We start from the raw sequence: 21,900 nt of genomic DNA, 5'->3' as shown, positions 1-21,900 counted from the left end.
TAATGGTATCATAATTTAAGACACTTCAAGAGACATTTCTTAATGAATCTGATATACTGTAAACACTACAGAAAGAAGGATCATTATTATGTCTCGAACAAGAAGAAATTTCTCCGCCAAATTCAAATCAGAATTAGTGATTGAACTGCTCAAAGGAGAAAAAGACTTAAATACAATTGCAAGCGAAAACAATATTCAGCCAAACCTTCTCCGCAACTGGAAGAAGGAATTCCTCGATAAAGCATCCGTGGTTTTTGATGACACACGAGAGGATAATCTGAAAGAAAAACTCGCTTTAGAGCGCAAGGAAAAAGCTGAATATGCGAAAAAAGTTGGCCAACTCACCATGCAGGTGGATTGGTTGAAAAAAAATCTGAAGAAACACTTGGACCTGACTACGAGAGTAAATTTAGTCCAAAACCTTTTGAAGACTAAAGTACTTCCAGTTAAAACAGGAGCTGCGCTTCTTGATATCAATCGTACCAGTGTTTATTACAAGGGCACGCCCATATCTCAGGAGGAGTTAGATTGCAAATCGATCATAGATCGATTACACACGGATAACCCGGCCTGGGGAGCACGACAACTGTCTGCTCAACTGAAGAAACGAGGGCATCCGGTTGGCCGCCGGAAAACGCGCCGTTATATGAATGAAATGGGGATTGATCCAATCTATCCAAAAATGAACCTTTCTAAACGTATGCAACAGGCTAAAGTCTGCCCGTATCTGCTGCGTAACGCCGTTATCGACCGTCCTAATCAGGCATGGTCAATCGACATCACATATATCGCCATTAAACATGGATTTTTATATTTAACAGCTGTGATTGACTGGTACAGCCGCTGTATCGTTGGATGGGAAGTCGATGATACTCTGGATACCAGAATGGTCATAACTGCGCTAAAGAAGGCGTTTATGGTAGCAAAACCTGTTATCCTGAATTCGGATCAGTGCTGTCAGTTTACAAGCCATGAGTATATGAATTTTCTCAAAGAGAACCAGATCTTTCAAAGCATGGATGGTAAAAGCCGCTGGGCTGACAATATCATGATTGAACGATGGTTCCGGAGCTTCAAGTACGAGGAAGCATATCTGACCCAATATAACAATATCAGAGAAGCACGGAAGGCAATCGGTAAATATGTGCACACTTACAACTTTGAACGTTGTCATTCTGCACTCAATAATCAGACACCGGCATCCTGCTATTATCCGATCCTGTTACTGGATGATCATGCAGCCTAAGGGGGATTTTCTCCCCCTACCCAGTTACATATATCAGTTCATTATAAAAAGCTTAGATTTTTGTCTTGACAACTGAACCACTATACATGGTCAGCAAAAGAAAAAGAAAATCATGAAAACTAATTTTTCTGTTACGGGTAAAATCTTTATCCGGATGAACCGCATAGATTTCAGGCGTTTTGGAAAGCTCGTCAATGGATGCCATAAGCATCTGTTTCATTAAATTTGAGTACGTCATTTTTGCCTCCTTAGTTAGGTGATAAATCGTAAATACATTCCTAACTAATTGGTTTTTTCTGATATTAATCAGAAAAAAACCGCACAAAATTGATATAATGTCAAGAAATTTTTTGAGTTACTGGTAAGAAAAAGGGAAATTTCTTTTCTAATAAGAAATTCCCCTAAGTAAATGACATTGCCCCTGAACAGTAACTGGAACTCTGGTGATATAGCTGGAGTTCCTTTTTTTTATGGAAAAAAAGATAATTAAAATGTATAATAGACTTATGAAAAAAGGTTAGTAGTGGGTAGGTAGTACTTGAGAAATGCTATAAGCGCAAATAGATGATTGTAAAAAATATAAGGGGGCTGGAATATGAATGGTGAGAGTGAATTAATGGAATTTCCTTATTTATCGAATTGGTATGTAGAGGATGAAGAGATACAGAAATTCAAAGATGCAACATATAGAGAATTTGTAAAACTCTGTAAAAATGAAGACGGAATAATTGAAATGAATTCTCTTTTGAATTCTGAGTGGATGTTGAGAACGTATTGTGCATCTAAAATGATAATGGCAGCTACATTGCTTTTAAATTCTGCGGAGTATTCTATAGAAAAAAATTTGCTAATAACTGTACCATATCTTCAATACTATGCAATGTTTTGCGCTGCAAGAGCTTTTTTGTATGTTTGTCCATATAGAAATACAAGTGATATTCCCAACTTGATGGTAACATCTCATGAAAAAGTTCTGAATACAACATACAATGAAATTAAAAATCATTTAAATAAGAAGTTGGCAGAAAAAATAGAAAAGATGCTATTCACACTTAAGGGACAAAGAGAATTGTTTTCATATAAATTTCCAGCTACAGGAATTCAAGAATTAGTGGATTATGAAGATGTGGTGACATATTGTGCAATATTGGCAGAACTTACTGAATTAGAGTCGGAGCAGATTGAGAAGGTATATAAAAAGAAGATTCTTTCAAATTCTAATGGTGATTGGATGATATTGGATGAAGATATTATGAAATATACTTTTACATATTTTACAAATTCTGAGAAAAATAAGGTTTTGGAAGTGTTTGACTGGGATGATTATTATCGGGTTGCGAGACATTGTAAATATCCTCAAGCAATTATTCGTACAATTACAGAAGGGATGACAGAAGACTTTTTTGGTGCTTGGGCTAAAAATGAAGATGATACGGAAGATATTTTTAATCCTGATGATAATTGGCAAAGAATTTTTCCTCTTCCATAGAAAAGAAAGAAAAAATAATAAATTTCAAATAGAAGATTGGCATAAGCTACAGTATTGTGCAGAATGCTAATGCTGTAGGTGAGAAGATTATAGGAAGGGGAAGACAAGAAATGGATGAGCGGTACTTAAGTGAGAGCAGTATTCTAAAAGAAATTAAGTATTATATAGATACCGATTTCTATAATTATGCTGTTATGATTGATGGAGCATGGGGAAGTGGAAAAACATATTTCGTGAAGAATGTGTTATTGAAGAAAATTGAATCTAACGAGAAGAGAGTACTGTATGTATCTTTGTATGGCATTTCTAATATTCAGGAGCTAGGAAAAAAGCTATATTTAGATTATCTGCTTAAGGATAAAAGTAAACTTGTGATGGAACATACAGAGCTGGTTGAAAATGTAATTGGAACAATAATTGATATTGGATCTCCCTTTATGGGAAAACTGGGCGATATAGATATAAAAGAAAGGAAAATTAAAAACATAGTCCAAAATGCCGTTAAACATATTTGTCCAATGAAAAATTGTGTTTTGATATTTGATGATCTTGAAAGATGCGATTGCTCCATACAGGATATTCTTGGATATATTAATGGGTTTGTTGAACAGGCTGGAATGAAAGTCATTATAATTGCTAATCAAGAAGAATTCAGAAAAAAGATAGATGCACAGACATTAGCAATGCAGATTCGTGCAGTTATTGGAAGAGATGAAACACTTGATTTTACAGAACCTGGAAATGGACAACTTGTAAAATATCTTATATCCATGCAAAATAAACAGCCTGAAAATGAAAAAATAAAAAAGGTATCTTTAAATGTGGCAAAAGAGCGTGTTGCCAGAGTATTTGGTGTGGAATCAGAATATGAGCATATTCGTGAAAAAATTGTTGGTACTGTATTTTACTATAATCCTGATACTAAAAAAGTTATGAGCAATTTAATTCAAAAAAACTCTACATATAATACGAATGACAGAAGACAGCTTGAAAAAAATATTAATTATCTGGCTGAAAGTATGGAAAAAGCGAAACATGTTAATTTCCGTACCTTCCAATTTTTTTTACAAAAAATGGATAAGTTGCTTCAGGTATTGGACGGTGAGGATTACGAAAATATAGATTTTATCTATAAACGGGTTATCCTGTCATGCTGGGATAGCTGCATTTTATTTAAAACAGGAAAATTAAAGGATGATTGGAACGATGCTGAATATATAGAAGGAGTGAAATTTCGGGTTAGAGTCATAGAAGATTATATAAAGTATAGTTGGTTGAATGTTGAAAAAGGAAAGAGAGTTTTTAAAAAGTTTGATGTGGAGGAAACCAGAACAAAATTACTCAAAAACGATCCTGTTAATTTATTACAAGATAAATGGTATAGAGCAGATAGTGATGATTTTATAGTGAACAATATGAATGCTGTAATAGAAAACGCGCGAAAGGGAATATATGATATTGGCTCCTACGATAGAATATTACAAATTTTTTTGCAAATCCACACGGCTGGATTCGATATTAAATATACAGATCGATTGCTTGAAGCAATGTGTGAAGGAATTGAAGCAAAGAGAGCCACTGGAATTTTGGATTGTATAGGTACAATGTCCTGGGAATCAAAGAAAACTGAACAATTGTATAAACAGTATATTCGAAAATTACAGGAAGTTTATAATAAATTCATGGAGAAAAAATCAGAAGATGATTTAAACATTTTTTTGCAAGAAGATAATTGGGCACAAAAAATATATGATTATTGTTTAAATGTGAAACATCCCCAAAAACAGGAGGATTACACAAAAAAATTATCTCCATTTCTTAAGGCTTTGGATGTGAAGACACTTATTGGAAAGCTTGAAACTTCGAATGGAGAAAATTTGCAAAAATTTGCTTCTGTTCTTCGTTTAGTATATCCACTACAATATAATCCAAATGCTTTTATTGAAGATAACGAAGAAAGAAAAAAATTATGCCTTGCAATGAAGCATTGCAAAGAAAATGAAACACAGTTGATTAGAAGATTTCAGTATCAGATAATTGAAGAATACCTTTTGAAGTTTACAGATTTTGAAGAAAGTGCAAAAGAATAGCAGGATTTATAAAGTGGCAATTTTGTGAATAAATAACGGGCTCACAATTGATTCTTTGAGGAATACAAGAATGGGAAGATTGAGATGTTTTTCAGCTGATATTATTTTACGATATAACAGTAGAGACTTGAATGGTAACGAAGAAGATTCCTCCGAATTTATAATGGGGGTAAAAGAAAACATTTTTTGGAAGAAAGCTTACACTATAAATGAGCCATTGGAAGATTATCCAGGAAACAGCATAATAGCTCAAGAGGAAATGCAATTTTGTTTAAGTTGTGGCTGGCAGAATGAAGAGAAAACATTACTGAAAAATTATTTTTCTTTAAGGGTAGAAAATATTGTAGCGCATGAAAAAACGGAAGCCTGGGGAAAAATTGAAAATAGTTTATTGGATATATGCAGAACGCTTAGCCTTCAGTTGAATATACATAATTGCAATAAACAAAGTTTTCAGCCAAAGGTGCAATGGGAGAATGATAGTATAAACTGGAGTGTTAAGCCGTATGAACCATATGAAAGCTTACTGGATAAGTTAAGTGAGCCTGTGGAATATGTAGATCAGAATGGAATGAAACATATTTGCATTCAGGTTCAATCTAAAATAGAAATGAAAGTAAGCACGTCCTGTATATTATATGGATATTTGGATAAGAATGAGTTTTTATCTCTATTAAATTTGGAAATAGATGAAAAATTGAAATTTCTTATTGAGGAATATTTTATTGCACTTGGTTCCGAGAATATGAACAGCAAATTTTTTCATTTATTTGCTATTATTGAATTCATAGAAAAAGAATATGCTGGATTGGCTGGTGCTAATAAATTGCTCTCTGTTGAGAATGTGAATGAAGTGCTACAGGAAATTAAAGGAAAACTTCATTCTGAGGCTGATAAATCCAAACAAATTTTGAGTACACTAAAGGGAAATTTGAGCAGAATGACGGATATTGGACGTGCACAAAAACTAGCAAATATATTGAACAGACTGAAAATATGTAATCTTCAGGAGTGCGGTAATGAAGTAGCAATCGATAAAGGAAGTATGCAAAAGTTAATTGATTTGAGAAATCACTATTTTCATGGTGACTCTGGAAAAGAAAATGAAAAACTCTTAAAAATAGATATTGCTGTGGCAGAATTGATGGAAATATGCCTCAGGGTGATTCAATACAAAATTTCGGATATCCAACTGCAAAATGAAATTGTATAATATAGAAAAATAAATGATTGGATAACAAGATTTGGTTAGCGTCTATAATCGGTATAAATCAATACTAACAATATTTTTGTATAAAAAGAGATAGGTGCTTAACATTACTAAAGTAAAGAAGGTATATTGATGAATTTAAATTCTCATAGAAAAGAAATCATAAAACAAATTGTTACAGGAAAAGTATATGATATTTACAGTTATTTAGAAGCATTTGGTTATTTAGAAGAATATAAAATAAATGTTGATGAAGCTATAAATAAGTTTGAAGAAGATGAAAAAAATATAACATATAAAATCCCAAATTATGAAGGTGAATTTGAAAAAAAGCGAATTAAAGGCTTACATAGCCATGAAAAACCAGATTATACTGAAAATGATTTTTTATATGTTAAAGCAGGATATTCTATTGATACTCCAGGTTCTATTGTATCATTTAACAATAAAAAATTTCCCTGTCTGAGATCGTAAATATCCTTTTGAAAAAAGCCACTGACACCAAGGAATACAGCATCATCTGGAAGATCCGTCTTCCCAGGATCCTGATGGCAGCCATCCTTGGAGGTGCATTATCTTTATCTGGTTTTCTTCTTCAGACCTTTTTTGAAAATCCCATTGCAGGACCTTTTGTTCTGGGAATTTCCTCCGGTGCCAAAATGGTAGTTGCACTTACTATGATCTACTATCTTGAAATCGCCCAGAATGTAACCTCTTATACTTTGATCATCGCTGCCTTTATAGGTTCCTTGATTTCCATTGGATTTATTCTTTTGAATTCCAAAAGGATCAAGCACATGGCTACCCTTCTGGTTGCCGGAATCATGATCGGATATATCTGTTCCGCAGTTACAGACTTCGTGGTAACCTTTGCAGATGACTCAAATATTGTAAATCTTCATGGATGGTCACAGGGAAGCTTCTCTGGTATGAGCTGGAGTAATGTTTACATTTCCTGTGCAGTTATAGGTGTCACCCTGCTCCTTACGTTCCTGTTGTCAAAGCCCATTGGAGCTTATCAGCTGGGAGAAGCTTATGCGCAGAGCATGGGTGTGAATATTAAGTTTTTCCGTGTTGCATTAATCCTGCTTTCCAGCATTTTGTCTGCAACAGTAACTGCTTTTGCAGGACCTATTTCCTTTGTTGGAATTGCAGTTCCATTTCTAATGAAAAGAAGCTTTGGTACATCCAGACCGCTGATCATCATTCCGGGAACCTTCCTGGGAGGTGCTGTTTTCTGTATGATGTGTGACCTGATCGCCAGAATGGCGTTCGCGCCTCTGGAGCTGAACATCAGCACCGTTACCTCCATCTTTGGAGCACCAGTAGTTATATTCATGATGTTGCGAAAGAAGAGAGGAAATTAAAATGGACAATTATTATTTTCATATGGACAACCTTTCTGTTGGTTACAATCGAAAGGCACTGATCCACGATATCTGTATTGGAATAAAAAAGGGAGAGATCGTAACTCTCATTGGTCCTAACGGTTCCGGAAAATCTACTATTTTAAAAAGTATTACAAGACAGCTGCAGATCATTGGCGGAAAGGTCTATTTTGACAACCAGAATCTGTTGTCCTTTACCTTTCGGGATCTGTCTACCCGTATGGCTGTAGTTCTTACTGAGAGAATGAAGCCGGAGCTGATGACCTGCCATGACATTGTAGCAACCGGCCGTTATCCTTATACAGGAAGGCTTGGCATTCTTACAAGGGAAGATGAAGAAAAGGTAGAAGAAGCTATGAAGGCGGTACATGCAGAAGCTCTTGGCAGCCGTGATTTTAACAACATCAGTGATGGACAGCGCCAGAGGGTGCTTCTTGCACGCGCGATCTGCCAGGAACCAGATATTATTATTCTGGATGAGCCTACTTCATTCCTGGATATTAAACATAAGCTGGATCTTTTATCTATTCTTCGGGATATGGCGAAGAAAAAGCAGATAACTGTTATCATGTCTCTTCATGAAATTGACCTTGCACAGAAGATTGCGGATAAGATCATCTGTGTAAAGGGAGATACCATTTCCCATTTTGGAAAACCTGAGGAAATTTTCGAGGAAAATATGATCCGGGAGCTTTATGAAATCAACAACGGCTTTTTTGATCCGCTGTTTGGGAGCATTGAACTTCCAAAGCCGGAAGGTGAAGCGAAAACTTTTGTGATCTGTGGAAACGGCACTGGTATTCCCGTATTCCGGCAGCTTCAGAAGGTGCATACTCCTTTTATTGCAGGTGTTCTATACACCAATGATGTGGATTACCGCCTGGCAAGACTGCTGGCCGATCAGGTGATCACAGAGAAACCCTTTATGGAAATCAGTGGGGAAACCTTCCAGAAAGCTTTAAAAGCCATGGAAAGCTGTGACAGGGTTATCTGTACAAGCGTACCTGTTGGAAGCTGCAATAAGCGGCTGGGAGAGCTTATCGAGGCAGCAAAGAAAAGCAGAAAAGTGCAGTTTGTATAAAGAAAAAACTCTATATCAAAAGCAGTGAGGGATTTTAAGCTCATTATATAAAAAATAGAAAAAAACGCTCTATACAGAACACATGTTTTGCGCTATACTAATTTTACTGAAGGGAGGAGATAAAATAACTTATGAAAAAGAAGATTTTTACAAAAGATAACCTGATTTTCTTTTTAATTCTGAATCTGGGATTAATTTTTACAGCAGTTGGAATTTCCATTTTCAAAACGCCAAACCACTTCGCATTTGGCGGTACATCCGGTTTGTCCATTATCCTGTCTACCCTGTTTCCGAAGTGGAATGTAGGCGCATTCATGTGGATCGTCAACGCAGCGCTGGTTGTACTCGGATTTTTCTTTCTGGGAATCCGTTCTATGGGCTGGACTATTTATTCCTCCTTTGCCCTGTCTTTTTATGTAAGTGCCTGTGAAGTGATCTATCCGCTTAGTTTCCCGCTGACACATGATGTATTCCTGGAGCTGTGCTTTGCGGTTATCCTGCCAGCAGTAGGAGCGGCCATGGTATTTAACGTAGGCGCTTCCACTGGTGGTACCGATATTGTAGCCATGATCCTGCACAAATATACCAGTCTGGAGATTGGACGCGCCCTTCTGGTCAGCGATCTTGGAATCGTACTGATCGCCGCTTACCTTTACGGTGCACAGACCGGACTTTACTGTATCCTGGGAATGATCTTGAAATGTACCGTTGTAGACAGTGCCATTGAAAGCCTGAACCTGCGAAAAGTCTGTACCATTATCAGCAAGTACCCAGATCAGGTGGAAGACTTTATTATCAACGATCTTCACCGTTCTGCAACTGAGCAAAATGCCTTCGGTGTTTATACCAAACAGGAGCAGAAGGTACTGATGACTGTTCTCACCAGAAGCGAGACCAACCGCCTTCGCATTCATTTAAGACAGATTGATCCCCACGCTTTCATTACCATTGTAAACAGCAGTGAGATCATTGGAAAGGGCTTTCGGTCTATTTAGTATTTCTGCTCACGAAACACTTATTTCTGCAATCTGTGGGCGTAATTCCAAAGAAATTCCGAAATGCCTTACTGAAATAGTTATTATCGGAATATCCAACCCGGGCAGCAACTTCCTGGATCTTAATAGAAGGATTCTCCAGCAGTTCTTTCGCCCGGGTCATTCTGACCATAAGGAGGTATTCCTGAATGGTCATCTCATAATGCTGGCGAAAAAGGCGTGTGAGATACTCCTGGGTAAAGAAGTACTTCTTCGCATAACTGCTGACCTTAAGGGGCTGTGGATAGTTCTGGTCAATGTCCTGCCGGATCCTGGCAACAACTTCATCAGGGGAAAGCTTTGGCGCTTCTTTTTCTAAACAGGTACCAGTATTTCCCAATGTCTGGACTGCTTTATCAATGGCAGCATTCAATTCTTCCCGTGCAATTGGTTTTAACAGATAATCAATGGCACCACATTTCAAAGCTGCCTTTGCGTAATCAAAATAATCATACCCACTGATTACAATAAAACAGGTATCCCTAAATTCATGGGAAGCCTTTTCCAGAAATTCCATGCCATTCATAACCGGCATCTGCATATCTACAAAAACAATCTGGGGCTTTATTTCCCGCATGGTTTTTAAAGCTGCAGCACCGTTGGTTTCCTGATAAAGCTCTGTAATATGATAATCTGCCCAGTGACCAAGCCTGCTTATTGCAATTCTAGCAGGTGCCTCATCGTCAATAATCAGTACTTTATACATTTTCATTTCCCCTCTTTCTGATCGGAAGTTCCATTTTTACTTCTGTAAACTGATCGCCCTGCGATTCCAGAAACAGACCAGCTTCTCCCTGATAAAGTATTTTCAAACGGCTTGCAAGATTGGGAAGTCCGATGGAATTGCCAGTATCTGCTGATTTTCCGGAAAAAATATCATTCAGTTCTTTCACTTTTTCTGGGAGAATTCCCTTTCCATCATCATATACACTGATGAGCAGCCGGTTATTTTCCATACATACCCGGATGATAATGTGAAGAACAGCTCCGTCCTCCGGCATTCCGTGTATAATGGCATTTTCCACCAGCATTTGAATACTGATTTTTGGAATCACAGCCAGATTTACCTTTGGATTAATTTTCTTCGTCACTTCCAGACGCCCGCCTAGTCTTGTTTTCTGTAGAAGAATATACCGGTCTACATAATCAAGTTCCTCCTGCAGGCTGACGAGCTCTCCACCTTTAATGGTATAACGAAGATTTGCAGACAAAGACACAATCATATCATAAATTTCCTGGCAGTCTGCAAGCAATGCTTCTGTAGCAATCGCCTGAAGAGTGTTATAGAGAAAATGGGGATTCAGCTGGGCCTCCAACGCCTGGAGCCTGGAATTTTTCTCATTGATGCTGGAAATATAGTTGGTCTCGATCAATTCATTAATGTGGGCTGCCATGTCGTTATAGCTTTCTGTTAATGCACAGGTTTCCTTACAGCCTCCGCCAAAAGCTGTGGGAGAAAAGTCTCCTTCACCCATTTTTCCCATCTGGTAAGACAGCCTCTTCAATGGAATTGTGATCATCCGGATCATGAGTGTAACAATAATGATCAGACAGATAGTGATCACTGCAATCTGCATTACCAGAGGAAGCAAAAAGTCTCTTGCCCGGTCGTCCCAGGCGCTTTTAGGAAGCAGGGAAAGCAGGACAATACCCGTCTCTTCACTGGTCCTGCGAAGTGCAAGATAAGAAATTCCACCGATATTTACATTTTCAACATCTGAATGAAGCCCAAAAAGCTGCTTCTTTTCTTTTTCTTCCTGATTTCGGATATCCTCAGAACTGGAATATAAAAGTTCACCATCTGAATTATACAGGCATAAGATCTGCCCATAATCCTGATGGTTTTTCATAAGCAGCCGCAGCTGTGTAGTATCTACATCCACATAAGACAAACTAACTGGTTCCCGGTTTCTCAGGCGGATCAGGTAGTGATAATACCGGAAAAACACATCTTCTGAATCCGGGGGCGCCAGATATTCATATTTGTCATTGCTTCCACAGGCAATATAAGGTCTGGATATTTCAGTATCTTTTATAGGGGTTGATAAAATATGCTGTCCCCCAACCCCTGCATTCCGCTCAAAACATAAATCCTGATTCATTGCTGTAATGGAATAAGAACGGATATCTGTTCTGCTGTGATAGGAAGACTGGATTTCCTGTTTTATGTCACTGATCTCAGAAGAGGAAAGAGGTTTTCTCTTCAGCAGGGAATTATAGACAGATACATTCAGGCAGGGCTGTACGCAAAAGATCCGCAGACCCTGAATATATTGATCCAGATTTGCCACATCCATCTCCAGAATAGTCTGTGTGGAAGAAGTATATTCCTCTGCAAAAGACCTTGCCTGACCAGAATAACCACTATATAAAATAATTCCAAATGCAAGAACGATCACAGACAGGATCACAACTGTCAGCTGCGTCTGCATGGATAAATTTTCTATTTTCTTTTTCATATATAAAGCTCCTTTTTATTATGGCAATATTATACAACTTGTTGTATTCATTCACAATAGAACAGGTTATAGATATCAAACTTTTACCATAAACAGTTTGATTTTTTCTATTTATTTGTAATATTGCATAGTGTATGATTAGATTATCAAAAACAAAGCAGGCTGCCGTGGGCGAAACGGGCAGCAGCAAAAAGAAGGAGGATATGCATATGCATAAGAAACAAATTGCTTTATTAATGGCCGGTTTAATGACAGTCAGTTCTCTTACAATGGGTTCTGTAACCGTAATGGCAGACGATGATCCGGTAGAGCTTTATTTCATGTTTAATGGTCCGGAATACACAGACGCTTACCATGATCTGATCGATCATTATACAGAAGAACATCCAAATGTATCCATTGAGCTGGAAGTCCTTCAGAATGATTACCAGACTGTACTCCGTTCCAGATTAAATTCCGGTGAGGTTCCGGACCTGTTTCTTTCCAGTGCATACAGCGACAATACTTTATATGCAGATTATATTTATAACCTGGATGACGAAGAGTTTATGAAGAACTTTTCCGAGACAACCCTTACATCTGTAACAGAAGATGGCCATATTACAGGAATGCCATTCCTGGTTCAGTCCCATGGCTTTATCTATAACAAAGCATTATTTGAGCAGGCTGGAATCACAGAACTTCCAACTACCTTAGACGAGCTTCGCACCGTTTGTGAGAAATTGACAGATGCAGGTATTCAGCCATTCAGCTCCGGATTTGGTGAGTGGTGGATCCTTCCACAGACCGTTTATCCGTCCATGAGTGATGCCTATGACGGCGATTATGACAAGCTCTTTGAAGATGTGAAAAAAGGAGATCTGAAATTTGGCGAGCTTCCGCAGGTTGATTTTGCACTTGATCTTCTGGATCTGATCAAGGAGTACAGCGGTGACAAGCCAATGGAGTCCACCAATGATCTTCAGTGCTCCGATTTTGCAACAGGAAAAGTTGCCATGATCCACAATGGCTCCTGGGACGAGGCAAGTATCCGCGCCATTGCCCCTGATATTGATATGGGTTATGTTTATATGCCCCGCATGGACGAAAAAGCAGTTCTCGCAGTTGAGTCCAACCTTACCTTCCGTGTAGCAAAAGATTCCGAAAATCTTGATACGGTTCTTGATTTCCTGAACTACATGTGTACTTCTGATTATGGAAGAAGCTGGGTTCCATCAGTTATCGGTGATATCTCCCCACTTACCGGAGCAGATGCACCTGATACACAGCTTGCAGCAGAAACTGCAGCTGCACAGGATAATTCCGTAACATGTCCATGGTGGATCTTTAAAGGACCAGAAGGTGTAGAAGAGCCATTTGGTACCGCATTCCAGAACTATGTTGCAGGAAATGCAGACCGCGACGAGACAAAAGAGGTTCTTACCCAGTTATTTGTTGATGCTTACGATGCAATGTAATTTATTATAAAATGATCGCGTGAATAAAAACGAAAACAGGGCGGCTGACAATTTCGGCAGCCCTGTTTTTCCGAAAAGGACAGGAGGTTTCTTTATGCAGGCAAACAGCCAGAAACGAAGGGCCAGAAAAACAGCATTGGAATTCGCAGGATATGTAGCCCCTGCAGTTTTCTTCATCACGCTGTTTGTAGGAATTCCTTTCGTTATGTGTATTTATTATTCCTTCCGTAAATGGAACGGTATTGGAAAAACATCGGAATTTATCGGACTCGAAAATTATATCCGGCTTTTTACCAATGATCCAGCCTTTGTCAGTGCGCTGAAATATACCTTTATCTATGCCATTGGAACAGTACTGATCGTAAATGTACTTGCCATTTTTTTTGCCGCACTTCTGGAATCCAAGATCAAAGGCAAAGGATTTTTCAGAGCCGCTTTTTATATTCCCAATATCATAAGCCTTGTTATCATTGGATTTATCTGGAAATTTATCTGTACCAGAGTATTTGAAGCACTTATGTCCATAACCGGATGGGGAATTTTCGGTCTTAGCTGGCTGGGAGACTCCCAACTGGCTGTGTTCTCCACCATCATTGTTTCTGTTTGGCAGAGCCTTGGCTTTTATATCCTGATCTACGTTGCAGGTATGCAGGGAGTACCAACGGAACTAAATGAATCCGCAGACCTGGATGGGGCAGGAGCAGTCCGCAGATTTTTCTCAATTACTATCCCGCTGATCATGCCGTCCATTTCCTTCTGCATGTTCCATTCTGTTGCCAATTCCTTAAAAATGTTTGAATTGATCTTCAGCTTGACAGGCGGCGGTCCGGGAACATCCACTACATCAATTGCACTTGATATTTACAACACTGCATTTAACAACAGCCGCTATGGATATGGAAGCGCCAAAAGTGTAATTCTTTTTATCATCGTTCTGGTGATCTCCGTAATTCAGGTTAATTTCTTTAAAGGCAGGGAGGTAGAGGCATGAGTAAAAAAAGCAAAGCACTTCACGGTGTAATACAGTTATTCCTGATCCTTTTTCTGCTTTTATATCTTTCCCCTCTTTTCCTGGTGGGAATCAATGCCTTTAAAAGCTATCAGGAAATCATGACAGATGTTATGAGCCTTCCATCTGCTTTTACTCTTGACAATATAAAAAATGTATTTCATGATATGAAATATCCAGCTACTTTTTTGAATACACTCATCGCCACAGTAATAGGAACTCTCGGCATTATCGTGATCGCTTCCATGGGAGGCTATAAAATGGCACGTGTGAAAACACGCTACAGCCGTTTCTGTTTCCTGTTCTGCATTGCGCCTATGATGATCCCGTTCCAGTCCTTTATGCTTACTCTGGTAAATGTAGCCACCACTTTACATATCAATGGGAAAATATGGGGACTTGCCATTATTTACTGGGGGCTTGGTGCCCCAATGAGTATTTTCCTGTATCAGGGCTTTGCCAAGGGCATTCCCCTGGAACTGGAAGAGAGCGCACTTATTGACGGCTGCAACCAGTTTCAGCTTTTTACCCGTATTATTTTTCCAATGCTGAAATCCTGTACTGCGACGGTTACGATCATCAATGTAATGTGGATCTGGAATGACTTTCTTCTTCCCCTTCTTATGCTGGGCGGAAGAAAGAGCAGCAAAACCCTGCAGCTTGCAGCCTACAGCTTTATGGGACAGTACAAAATGGAATGGCAGAACATTATGTCTGCTGCGATCCTGATCATTATCCCAGCGCTGATCCTGTATCTGATTTTCCAGAAATCTATTATCAAGGGTGTTGTAGCTGGAGCCGTAAAAGGCTGACCGATTTTCAAAGGAGGAATGGAAGATGAAGTTTACCAATGGCTTCTGGCTTGTGAGAGATGAATTTCAGGCTGATTATGTAAGAGACATTTATGAGGTAGAAGAGCGGGAAAACGAACTCCTGGCTTTTGCCCCCTATAAACAAATCCAGGGACGCGGGGATACCTTAAACATTGGAATGATGACCTATACCTTCACCGCACCAGCAAAGGACATTTTGGGAATCCACATGGTAAATCACGCTGGAAATTACGTAAAAAGCCCATCATTTGAATTGTATGGTGATTTAGATAAAAGTCCGGAACGTAAATGTGAGAAAGCTTCCGGCAAAGAAAAATGGACGTTAAAGTCAGGAAAGCTTTCCCTGGAATTTGAAACTGGTTCCCCTGAAATGAAGTTTTATGGAGATGGAAGGGAGCTTACCTGTATCAAGAGCAAAACTACGGGAATGATGCATCACAAACAAGGCATGAACTATCTGGTCTCCGGACTTAATTTAGGTGTTGGCGAGCTGGTTTATGGCCTTGGGGAACGGTTTACCCCTATGGTAAAAAATGGCCAGACCGTGGATATCTGGAATGAGGATGGCGGTACAGCCAGTGAAATTTCCTATAAGAATATTCCGTTCTATTATACGACCAAAGGCTATGGCGTCTTTGTCAATCATCCGGGACGTGTCAGCTTCGAGGTAGGTAGTGAGAAGGTGGAAACCGTACAGTTTTCTGTAGAAGATGAGGAACTGGAATACTTTGTTATTTATGGTCCTACCCCTTTGGAAATTATAGAAAAATACACAGCCCTTACCGGAAGACCGGCATTGCCGCCTAAGTGGTCCTTTGGCTTATGGCTTACCACATCCTTTACCACCAACTACGACGAGGCTACGGTAAACAGCTTTATTGATGGATTTGAACAGCGCCATATTCCTCTTTCTGTTTTCCATTTTGACTGTTTCTGGATGAAAGGCTTCGAATGGTGCAACTTCACCTGGGATAAAGATATGTTCCCGGATCCGGCAGGTATGCTGGAACGTTTTCATAAGCGAGGCTTAAAAATCTGTGTTTGGATCAATCCCTATATTGCACAGAAGTCGCCTCTGTTTGGAGAAGCCATGGAAAAGGGCTATCTTCTGATGAAAGACAATGGAAGAGTTTGGCAGTGGGATATGTGGCAGGCTGGTATGGGACTGGTAGACTTTACCAATCCAGATGCATGCAGCTGGTACCAGAGTAAGCTGAAAGCACTTCTGGATGTGGGAGTGGATTGTTTCAAAACAGATTTCGGAGAACGTGTTCCTACCAATGTAAAATGGTTCGACGGCTCTGATCCGGAAAAAATGCATAATTATTACACGTATCTTTATAACCAGTGCGTATTTGAGCTTCTGAAAAAAGAAAAAGGAGAAAGCGAAGCTGTTCTTTTTGCACGAAGTGCAGCACCAGGCGGACAAAAATTTCCAGTACACTGGGGCGGAGATTCAACCAGCCAGTATATTTCCATGGCCGAAACCTTAAGGGGCGGGCTTTCCCTTATGGACAGCGGCTTTGGCTTCTGGAGCCACGATATTGGCGGCTTCGAGGATGATGGCTCAGCTGATCTGTACAAAAGGTGGGTGGCTTTCGGACTTTTATCTTCCCACAGTCGTTTACACGGATCCAGTTCTTATCGTGTTCCATGGAATTATGATGAAGAGGCCTGTGAGGTTCTGAAATACTTTACCGAGCTGAAATGGAAGCTTATGCCTTATATTTACAGCCTTGCACAGACTGCCCATGAAAAAGGGCTTCCCGTAATGCGTCCAATGCACATGCAATACCCAAAAGACAGAAACTGCGCATATCTGGATCAGCAATATATGTTGGGAGACCGCATTCTGGTTGCACCTGTATTTTCCTCAGATGGAAAACAGGATTTTTATCTTCCAGAAGGAAACTGGGTACATCTTCTTACCAAAGAACCTGCACAGGGAAACCAGTGGCATACCGGAACCTTTGATTACTTCAGTCTGCCATTGTATGTAAGAGAAGGAGATCCTTTACTAAAAGTTATTTAATAGAAAGATTTTACAGGCACTGTCTGGCATGTTTGTCCCAGACAGTGCCTTTTTAATGTCAAAATATTGTTATTTTCTGTCAGAAAAGGGATAGCTTTTGGGACAGAAAAACAGTATAATACCAAATGGTTTATTTAAATATAGGTATTTACTAAGGAGGGAAAATGAAAAGAATACTTTCAATTGGAAAAGATGATTTTTATCCGCAGATTTTCCGGTTGGCGGTTCCAATTATTATACAGAATCTGCTCAGTGCGGCTGTGAATTCAGCGGATGTGATCATGTTGAATTACGTGGGGCAGTCCGCTATTTCGGCGGTATCCCTGGCAGCCAATTATTCCAATATTTTATTTATGGTGTATTATGGCATCGGTACCGGAGCCTCTCTTTTGTGCTCCCAATATGCCGGTAAAAAGGATTTTCAGGCGATTCATGTAGTAGAGGGAATCGCACTTCGTTTCTCTGTGTTGATTTCCCTGTTGGTTGCCCTGGTTGCATTTACTGCGCCTCAGATGATGCTGAGGCTATTTACCAATGATCCTGAGCTGATCACCATTGGTTCCTCCTATATCCGCATTATGGGCGTTACCTATATCTGCTGGGGAATCTCGGAGATCTATCTGGCAGTTCTTCGAAGTATTGGAAGAGTAACCATCAGTATGGCGCTGAATATGCTGGCATTTATTCTGAATATATTCCTAAATGCAGTTTTTATCTTCGGCCTGTTCGGTGCTCCGAAGCTTGGTGCAACCGGCGTTGCAATCGCCACCGCTGCATCAAGACTGATCCAGCTGATTGGCTGTGTGGTTGTATCTTCCTTTAGTAAAAATGTGAAGCTGAATCTGGCATATATGTTCCTTCGCAGTAAAGTATTGTTTCAGGACTTTATCTGTTTGTCACTTCCGGCACTTGGAAACGACCTGTCCTGGAGCGTTGCTTTTTCCATGTATTCTGTAATCCTGGGACACCTTGGCACTGACGCGGTGGCCGCTAATTCCCTGGTTACTGTGGTGCGGAACATTGGCTCTGTATTCTGTTTTGCCATTGCAAGTGCGGGAACCATTCTTCTTGGGCAGATCATGGGAAAAGGAGACCTGGAAAAATCCAGACGATACGCTTCCAGAATGCTGAAGCTGACTGTGATCACCGGTGCACTTGGAGGGCTGATCGTCCTTGCCATCACTCCTTTTGTGATGAAATTTGCTTCCCTGAATGACACCGCTATGCATTATCTGAAATACATGCTTCTCATTAACACCTACTATATTATGGGATCCGCAGTAAATACTGCGCTGATTGCAGGTGTCTTTCGGGCAGGGGGCGATACGAAATTTGGCTTAATCTGTGACACGGTAGATATGTGGGTATATGCGGTGCCGCTAGGTTTCTTCGCTGCCTTTGTACTGAAGCTTCCAGTGTTGTGGGTTTACTTTCTGCTTTGTACAGACGAATTCGTGAAATGGCCCTGGGTTTTCCATCATTACCGAAAGGGAGAGTGGGCGAAAAATATTACCCGGGAAGATATTTTTGAACAATAGGATCTGATGAAAAATGGACACAGACTGCAATGTCTTTATTACTGAACCTCCAGTAATGGCATTGTGATCTGTGTCCATTTTGGTTAGATTTCTACCAGAATTCCCTTTTCCTTATCATACTTACAATATTTCCCCTTTCCGGAAATAAATGGCTGATAGGTATTGGTACGAGTATCTTTCACATATACAATTCCGGTAGCGATCATTTCTACCAGTGAGAATCGTTTGCTCAGGCTGGAAATCCAGGCATATGTCTTATTGCTGTCTGAGTCAGCTGCCACCAGAGAGTAGCCTTCTTCACATGGTTTCAGTGAGAAGTAAATTTTCTCAGGCTTAGAAGTCTCTTTAAACACCTGGCTTGCTATGTAAGAAGAGAAATTCTTCTCCACAAACTGCTGGAAAGAATACAAGGTGTAAACTTCCCCGCTGACTTCGTCTGTGATCCGGTCCCCGCGCTGCAGACGGGCCTTGATCAGTGACAAGGTCTCAATGGTCCAGTTGATAAAAGGCGAGCTTGCCCTGTCGGATCCTACATTTCTGGAACGTTTATTGGGAAAAATGGGTCTGGTGCTTTATACTTTTGCAAATGGATGGGATGAGTCGCCAGTATCACCCCAGGGATATGAAGCACCTGTTAAATCTATTGGCAATAGTACCACGACTCCCAGGGACTTGGAAAATAATCTGGATGTGCAGATTGTATTGATGGCGTTAGCAGAAAGTGTTGCAGCCAGGCTTCGAAAACATGGGTTTAAATGCAAGGTAGTATCCATCAGTATCCGGGATAATGGGTTATATTCTTTTTCCCGGCAGAAAAAGCTGGAGCGTCCTACGGACATTACAAATGAGATTATGAAGGCTGCAAACGAGCTCTTTCAGGAACATTATAACTGGCAGCATCCGATCAGAAGCCTGGGCGTTCGTGCAGAAAGTCTGGTATTATCCGATATTCCTATACAGCTTGACTTATTTGTGAGCGAGGAACAACGAGAAAAACAGGAGAAAATGGATCAGGCGGTGGATGAAATCCGTAGACGGTTTGGCTATTTCAGTGTGCAAAAAGCTTTTATGTATCAGGATAAAGCTCTTGCAAGTCTGGATGCACAAAGTTCCCACACGGTTCATCCGATAGGGTATTTTAATGGGAGGTAATTAGTAAATGGAAAATGCAAAAGTATATGTGGATGTCCTTGTCAATTTTGACAAAGATGGAACTATGAGCCCGGTGGACTTTATCTGGGAAGACGGGGAAAAATATCATGTGGACCGTATTCTTGCAAGGGAGCGCTGTGCTAGTCGAAAAGCTGGTGGAACCGGAATTTGTTACACCATAATGGTGAATGGAAAAGAGAGCCATTTATACTATGAATTTGATAAATGGTTTATGGAGAGACGATGTTCCTGATACGTGAAGCTGGAGACTGTCAGAGAAAATGAAAATACAATATATAGAAATATATAATTGACACGCACTATATATTGTGCTATTCTATAATCGAATTATCGTTTATGCATAGCACTCTATGCAGGAAAATTTAGGGCTGGTGCGAATCACAAGCAATCATTTGAGACAATAGATCTGGAAAATATAGAAAGACATCAAAAACCTGGAATGGATTTTTGGTGTCTTTTTTTGTTGCCAAAAATTCCAGAATCCAGGCAAAGGGCGCAAATACGAAGGAAAGGAGTTACTGGATAATTCAAAAAAATATAAGCATATCGGAGGAGGAACATGGAACAGAAAACTTTGGAATACGAAGGAAGTCTGTGCAAAGAAGAACTCATTTTGAAAGTGGATTCTTATCGTTGCAAAAACAGGCTTTTTATCGCAATGGTCAAGAAAAAAGATCAGGAAGAGGAACTGTATGACATTTTAACAGTAAGCTTGCCAGGTGAGAATATAAAAATAAACGAAGCATTTATCTCAGATTTTGAGTGCAAGTATAAGCTTTCGTTTATCCGAAAATACAAGCTTGGAGAAGTGCTGCAAAGAGTGGGGCATTCTGGATTTTGTGATTATCGGCTGGTGCGTTTTGATTTGGAAAAACTGGCAGAATATGATCGGGAAGGCGTAAAAAAGTTTCTTGCAGAACAGGAAGGAGGACATGCATAAATGGAAAATGCCGGGAACCGAAAAACTTTAGAGCTATAAAGAGGGTGATGGCATAAAAGATGAAGAGTATGCAGGCTATTATTGCCTGGTACTGGCAATTGTCTGCGGACTAAATGCAGCGGAGGCCTGGAAAATCTATCAATATGGACCGGATCATCCGTTAAGTAAAAAAATCCTGAAGCATAAGATCAGGGATTCCTCCCTGAAAAAGCTGAAGAAAAAAGAACAGGAAAAAATGATGAAAAAGCTGTTTCTGGAAGGCTACAGTAAAAATGCAATTGCAGAAGCGTTTGAATGCTTACCGGAAACCGTAACAGCAAGAATCAAAAGAGCAGAGGAGGACATGAATGGAACATAGAAATATAAATACAGTTGGAACGATATTTAATGACTTTTTAGGCTTGTACACAGGAGAAAGACCTGTTGGAATCCAGGAGCTGATCCAGAAATATGACAGGCATCCGGTCCTGATGGGATTGTTGTCCAATGTGGATTCTGTTATTTATGTGGATGTTAAAAAGGCCATGTATGAGATCTATCCATTTTACAAGAAATACAGACATCGTGCATTAGATGATAATGCGTGGAAAGACATTGTAGAGAGTGCGGAGACCCTTGAAAAGAAGTGGAATGAAAACCTTTGGGTACGCCGGGTAATACTGAATCTGGTGAATGAGCTTGATAAGGAATCCCAGGAAGTGCAAAGAGCGGCAGCTGGCGGAAATGCAGAAAATCACACCTCCAAAGCTGCATAATGACGGGAGGAACTTTATATGCTGGAAAAATTGGCAAAAAGCATAGAGGAAGTAAATGTCCTGGCAGAACATTACCGGACCTGTCAAAATGTAGCGGCTATTGAAAGCCTTGCAAAAGAATGTTTCATATCCAAAGAGGACACGGATGCTTTTATAGCGGGAAAAA

At 39.7% G+C, this 21,900-nt stretch carries 21 protein-coding genes and 1 pseudogene; 18 read left to right on the top strand and 4 right to left on the bottom strand.

Annotation, left to right across the window (positions count from 1 at the left end; translation table 11 throughout):
• Positions 1-88: 88 nt before the first annotated feature.
• Positions 89-1,246: an IS3 family transposase gene (locus PGQ38_RS15610; RefSeq protein ID WP_270432555.1), complete on the top strand. Its 1,158-nt coding sequence runs from the start codon at positions 89-91 to the stop codon at positions 1,244-1,246.
• 52 nt (positions 1,247-1,298) lie between these two features.
• Here the strand turns inward: PGQ38_RS15610 and PGQ38_RS15605 are convergent, their stop codons facing one another.
• The gene (locus PGQ38_RS15605; RefSeq protein ID WP_204453478.1) at positions 1,299-1,484 is read right to left on the bottom strand and encodes a hypothetical protein; all 186 of its coding nucleotides are present in this window, start codon (positions 1,482-1,484) and stop codon (positions 1,299-1,301) included.
• Positions 1,485-1,841: 357 nt separating this feature from the next.
• On the opposite strand from PGQ38_RS15605, the gene PGQ38_RS15600 reads away from it, so the two are divergent.
• The 7 genes and pseudogenes from PGQ38_RS15600 to PGQ38_RS15570 all read left to right on the top strand — a co-directional run bounded on the left by PGQ38_RS15600 (position 1,842) and on the right by PGQ38_RS15570 (position 9,499).
• Positions 1,842-2,735: a hypothetical protein gene (locus PGQ38_RS15600; RefSeq protein ID WP_204453475.1), complete on the top strand. Its 894-nt coding sequence runs from the start codon at positions 1,842-1,844 to the stop codon at positions 2,733-2,735.
• 56 nt (positions 2,736-2,791) lie between these two features.
• A complete protein-coding gene (locus PGQ38_RS15595; RefSeq protein ID WP_270432551.1) occupies positions 2,792-4,825 on the top strand; it encodes a P-loop NTPase fold protein in 2,034 nt (677 codons plus the stop codon).
• Between the two features lie 70 nt (positions 4,826-4,895).
• Positions 4,896-6,038, top strand: a complete 1,143-nt coding sequence (locus tag PGQ38_RS15590) for a hypothetical protein (protein WP_204453472.1) — start codon at positions 4,896-4,898, stop codon at positions 6,036-6,038.
• Positions 6,039-6,167: 129 nt separating this feature from the next.
• A complete protein-coding gene (locus tag PGQ38_RS15585; RefSeq protein WP_204453470.1) occupies positions 6,168-6,509 on the top strand; it encodes a hypothetical protein in 342 nt (113 codons plus the stop codon).
• Positions 6,488-7,402: pseudogene (locus PGQ38_RS15580) on the top strand (FecCD family ABC transporter permease); the annotation flags it as partial. The gene PGQ38_RS15585 and the pseudogene PGQ38_RS15580, both read left to right, overlap by 22 nt.
• A gap of 1 nt (position 7,403) precedes the next feature.
• Positions 7,404-8,504 carry an ABC transporter ATP-binding protein gene (locus tag PGQ38_RS15575; protein WP_118580298.1) on the top strand — a complete coding sequence of 367 codons (1,101 nt, stop codon included), beginning with the start codon at positions 7,404-7,406 and terminating at the stop codon, positions 8,502-8,504.
• Between the two features lie 131 nt (positions 8,505-8,635).
• Positions 8,636-9,499, top strand: a complete 864-nt coding sequence (locus tag PGQ38_RS15570) for a YitT family protein (RefSeq protein WP_148462085.1) — start codon at positions 8,636-8,638, stop codon at positions 9,497-9,499.
• On the opposite strand, the gene PGQ38_RS15565 is transcribed toward PGQ38_RS15570, so the two are convergent.
• Positions 9,492-10,244 carry a response regulator transcription factor gene (locus tag PGQ38_RS15565; RefSeq protein ID WP_173717310.1) on the bottom strand — a complete coding sequence of 251 codons (753 nt, stop codon included), beginning with the start codon at positions 10,242-10,244 and terminating at the stop codon, positions 9,492-9,494. The genes PGQ38_RS15570 and PGQ38_RS15565 overlap by 8 nt on opposite strands.
• Positions 10,237-11,997, bottom strand: a complete 1,761-nt coding sequence (locus PGQ38_RS15560; protein WP_270432546.1) for a sensor histidine kinase — start codon at positions 11,995-11,997, stop codon at positions 10,237-10,239. Before PGQ38_RS15560 ends, PGQ38_RS15565 begins: the two co-directional genes overlap by 8 nt.
• Positions 11,998-12,206: 209 nt before the next feature.
• Here PGQ38_RS15560 and PGQ38_RS15555 point away from each other — a divergent pair, with 209 nt between their 5' ends.
• The 5 genes from PGQ38_RS15555 (at position 12,207) to PGQ38_RS15535 (ending at position 18,866) form a co-directional block, all read left to right on the top strand.
• Complete coding sequence (locus PGQ38_RS15555; protein WP_204453467.1) at positions 12,207-13,454, top strand: ABC transporter substrate-binding protein; 1,248 nt, start codon at positions 12,207-12,209, stop codon at positions 13,452-13,454.
• Between the two features lie 94 nt (positions 13,455-13,548).
• A complete protein-coding gene (locus PGQ38_RS15550) occupies positions 13,549-14,445 on the top strand; it encodes a carbohydrate ABC transporter permease (protein ID WP_204453465.1) in 897 nt (298 codons plus the stop codon).
• Positions 14,442-15,275: a carbohydrate ABC transporter permease gene (locus PGQ38_RS15545; protein ID WP_118580283.1), complete on the top strand. Its 834-nt coding sequence runs from the start codon at positions 14,442-14,444 to the stop codon at positions 15,273-15,275. The genes PGQ38_RS15550 and PGQ38_RS15545 overlap by 4 nt, the downstream gene beginning before the upstream one ends.
• A 25-nt stretch (positions 15,276-15,300) precedes the next feature.
• On the top strand, positions 15,301-17,328 hold the full coding sequence (gene yicI / locus PGQ38_RS15540; protein ID WP_173736502.1) for an alpha-xylosidase: 2,028 nt from the start codon (positions 15,301-15,303) through the stop codon (positions 17,326-17,328).
• A 164-nt stretch (positions 17,329-17,492) separates the two neighbouring features.
• Positions 17,493-18,866, top strand: coding sequence for an MATE family efflux transporter (locus PGQ38_RS15535; RefSeq protein ID WP_204453463.1), 1,374 nt, complete (start codon positions 17,493-17,495; stop codon positions 18,864-18,866).
• An 83-nt stretch (positions 18,867-18,949) separates the two neighbouring features.
• Here the strand turns inward: PGQ38_RS15535 and PGQ38_RS15530 are convergent, their stop codons facing one another.
• Positions 18,950-19,348: a hypothetical protein gene (locus tag PGQ38_RS15530; RefSeq protein ID WP_226854550.1), complete on the bottom strand. Its 399-nt coding sequence runs from the start codon at positions 19,346-19,348 to the stop codon at positions 18,950-18,952.
• A gap of 7 nt (positions 19,349-19,355) precedes the next feature.
• Between PGQ38_RS15530 and PGQ38_RS15525 the strand changes: the two genes are divergently transcribed.
• From PGQ38_RS15525 to PGQ38_RS15505, 5 genes are all read left to right on the top strand, one after another.
• The gene (locus tag PGQ38_RS15525) at positions 19,356-20,018 is read left to right on the top strand and encodes a DinB/UmuC family translesion DNA polymerase (RefSeq protein ID WP_118580337.1); all 663 of its coding nucleotides are present in this window, start codon (positions 19,356-19,358) and stop codon (positions 20,016-20,018) included.
• A gap of 7 nt (positions 20,019-20,025) precedes the next feature.
• Positions 20,026-20,271, top strand: coding sequence for a hypothetical protein (locus tag PGQ38_RS15520; protein WP_118580277.1), 246 nt, complete (start codon positions 20,026-20,028; stop codon positions 20,269-20,271).
• 327 nt (positions 20,272-20,598) lie between these two features.
• Entirely contained in the window at positions 20,599-20,979 is a 381-nt protein-coding gene (locus tag PGQ38_RS15515) for a DUF4313 domain-containing protein (RefSeq protein ID WP_204453462.1), read from the top strand.
• Positions 20,980-21,214: 235 nt separating this feature from the next.
• Complete coding sequence (locus PGQ38_RS15510; RefSeq protein ID WP_264295764.1) at positions 21,215-21,337, top strand: hypothetical protein; 123 nt, start codon at positions 21,215-21,217, stop codon at positions 21,335-21,337.
• Positions 21,327-21,734 carry a hypothetical protein gene (locus tag PGQ38_RS15505; RefSeq protein ID WP_204453460.1) on the top strand — a complete coding sequence of 136 codons (408 nt, stop codon included), beginning with the start codon at positions 21,327-21,329 and terminating at the stop codon, positions 21,732-21,734. Before PGQ38_RS15510 ends, PGQ38_RS15505 begins: the two co-directional genes overlap by 11 nt.
• Positions 21,735-21,900 lie beyond the last annotated feature (166 nt).

It is taken from the genome of Blautia faecis, from assembly GCF_027662325.1.
Lineage (GTDB): Bacteria > Bacillota > Clostridia > Lachnospirales > Lachnospiraceae > Blautia_A > Blautia_A faecis.
The sequence above is the reverse complement of the archived record's forward strand: the minus strand, read 5'-3'. Positions and strand labels throughout refer to the sequence as shown.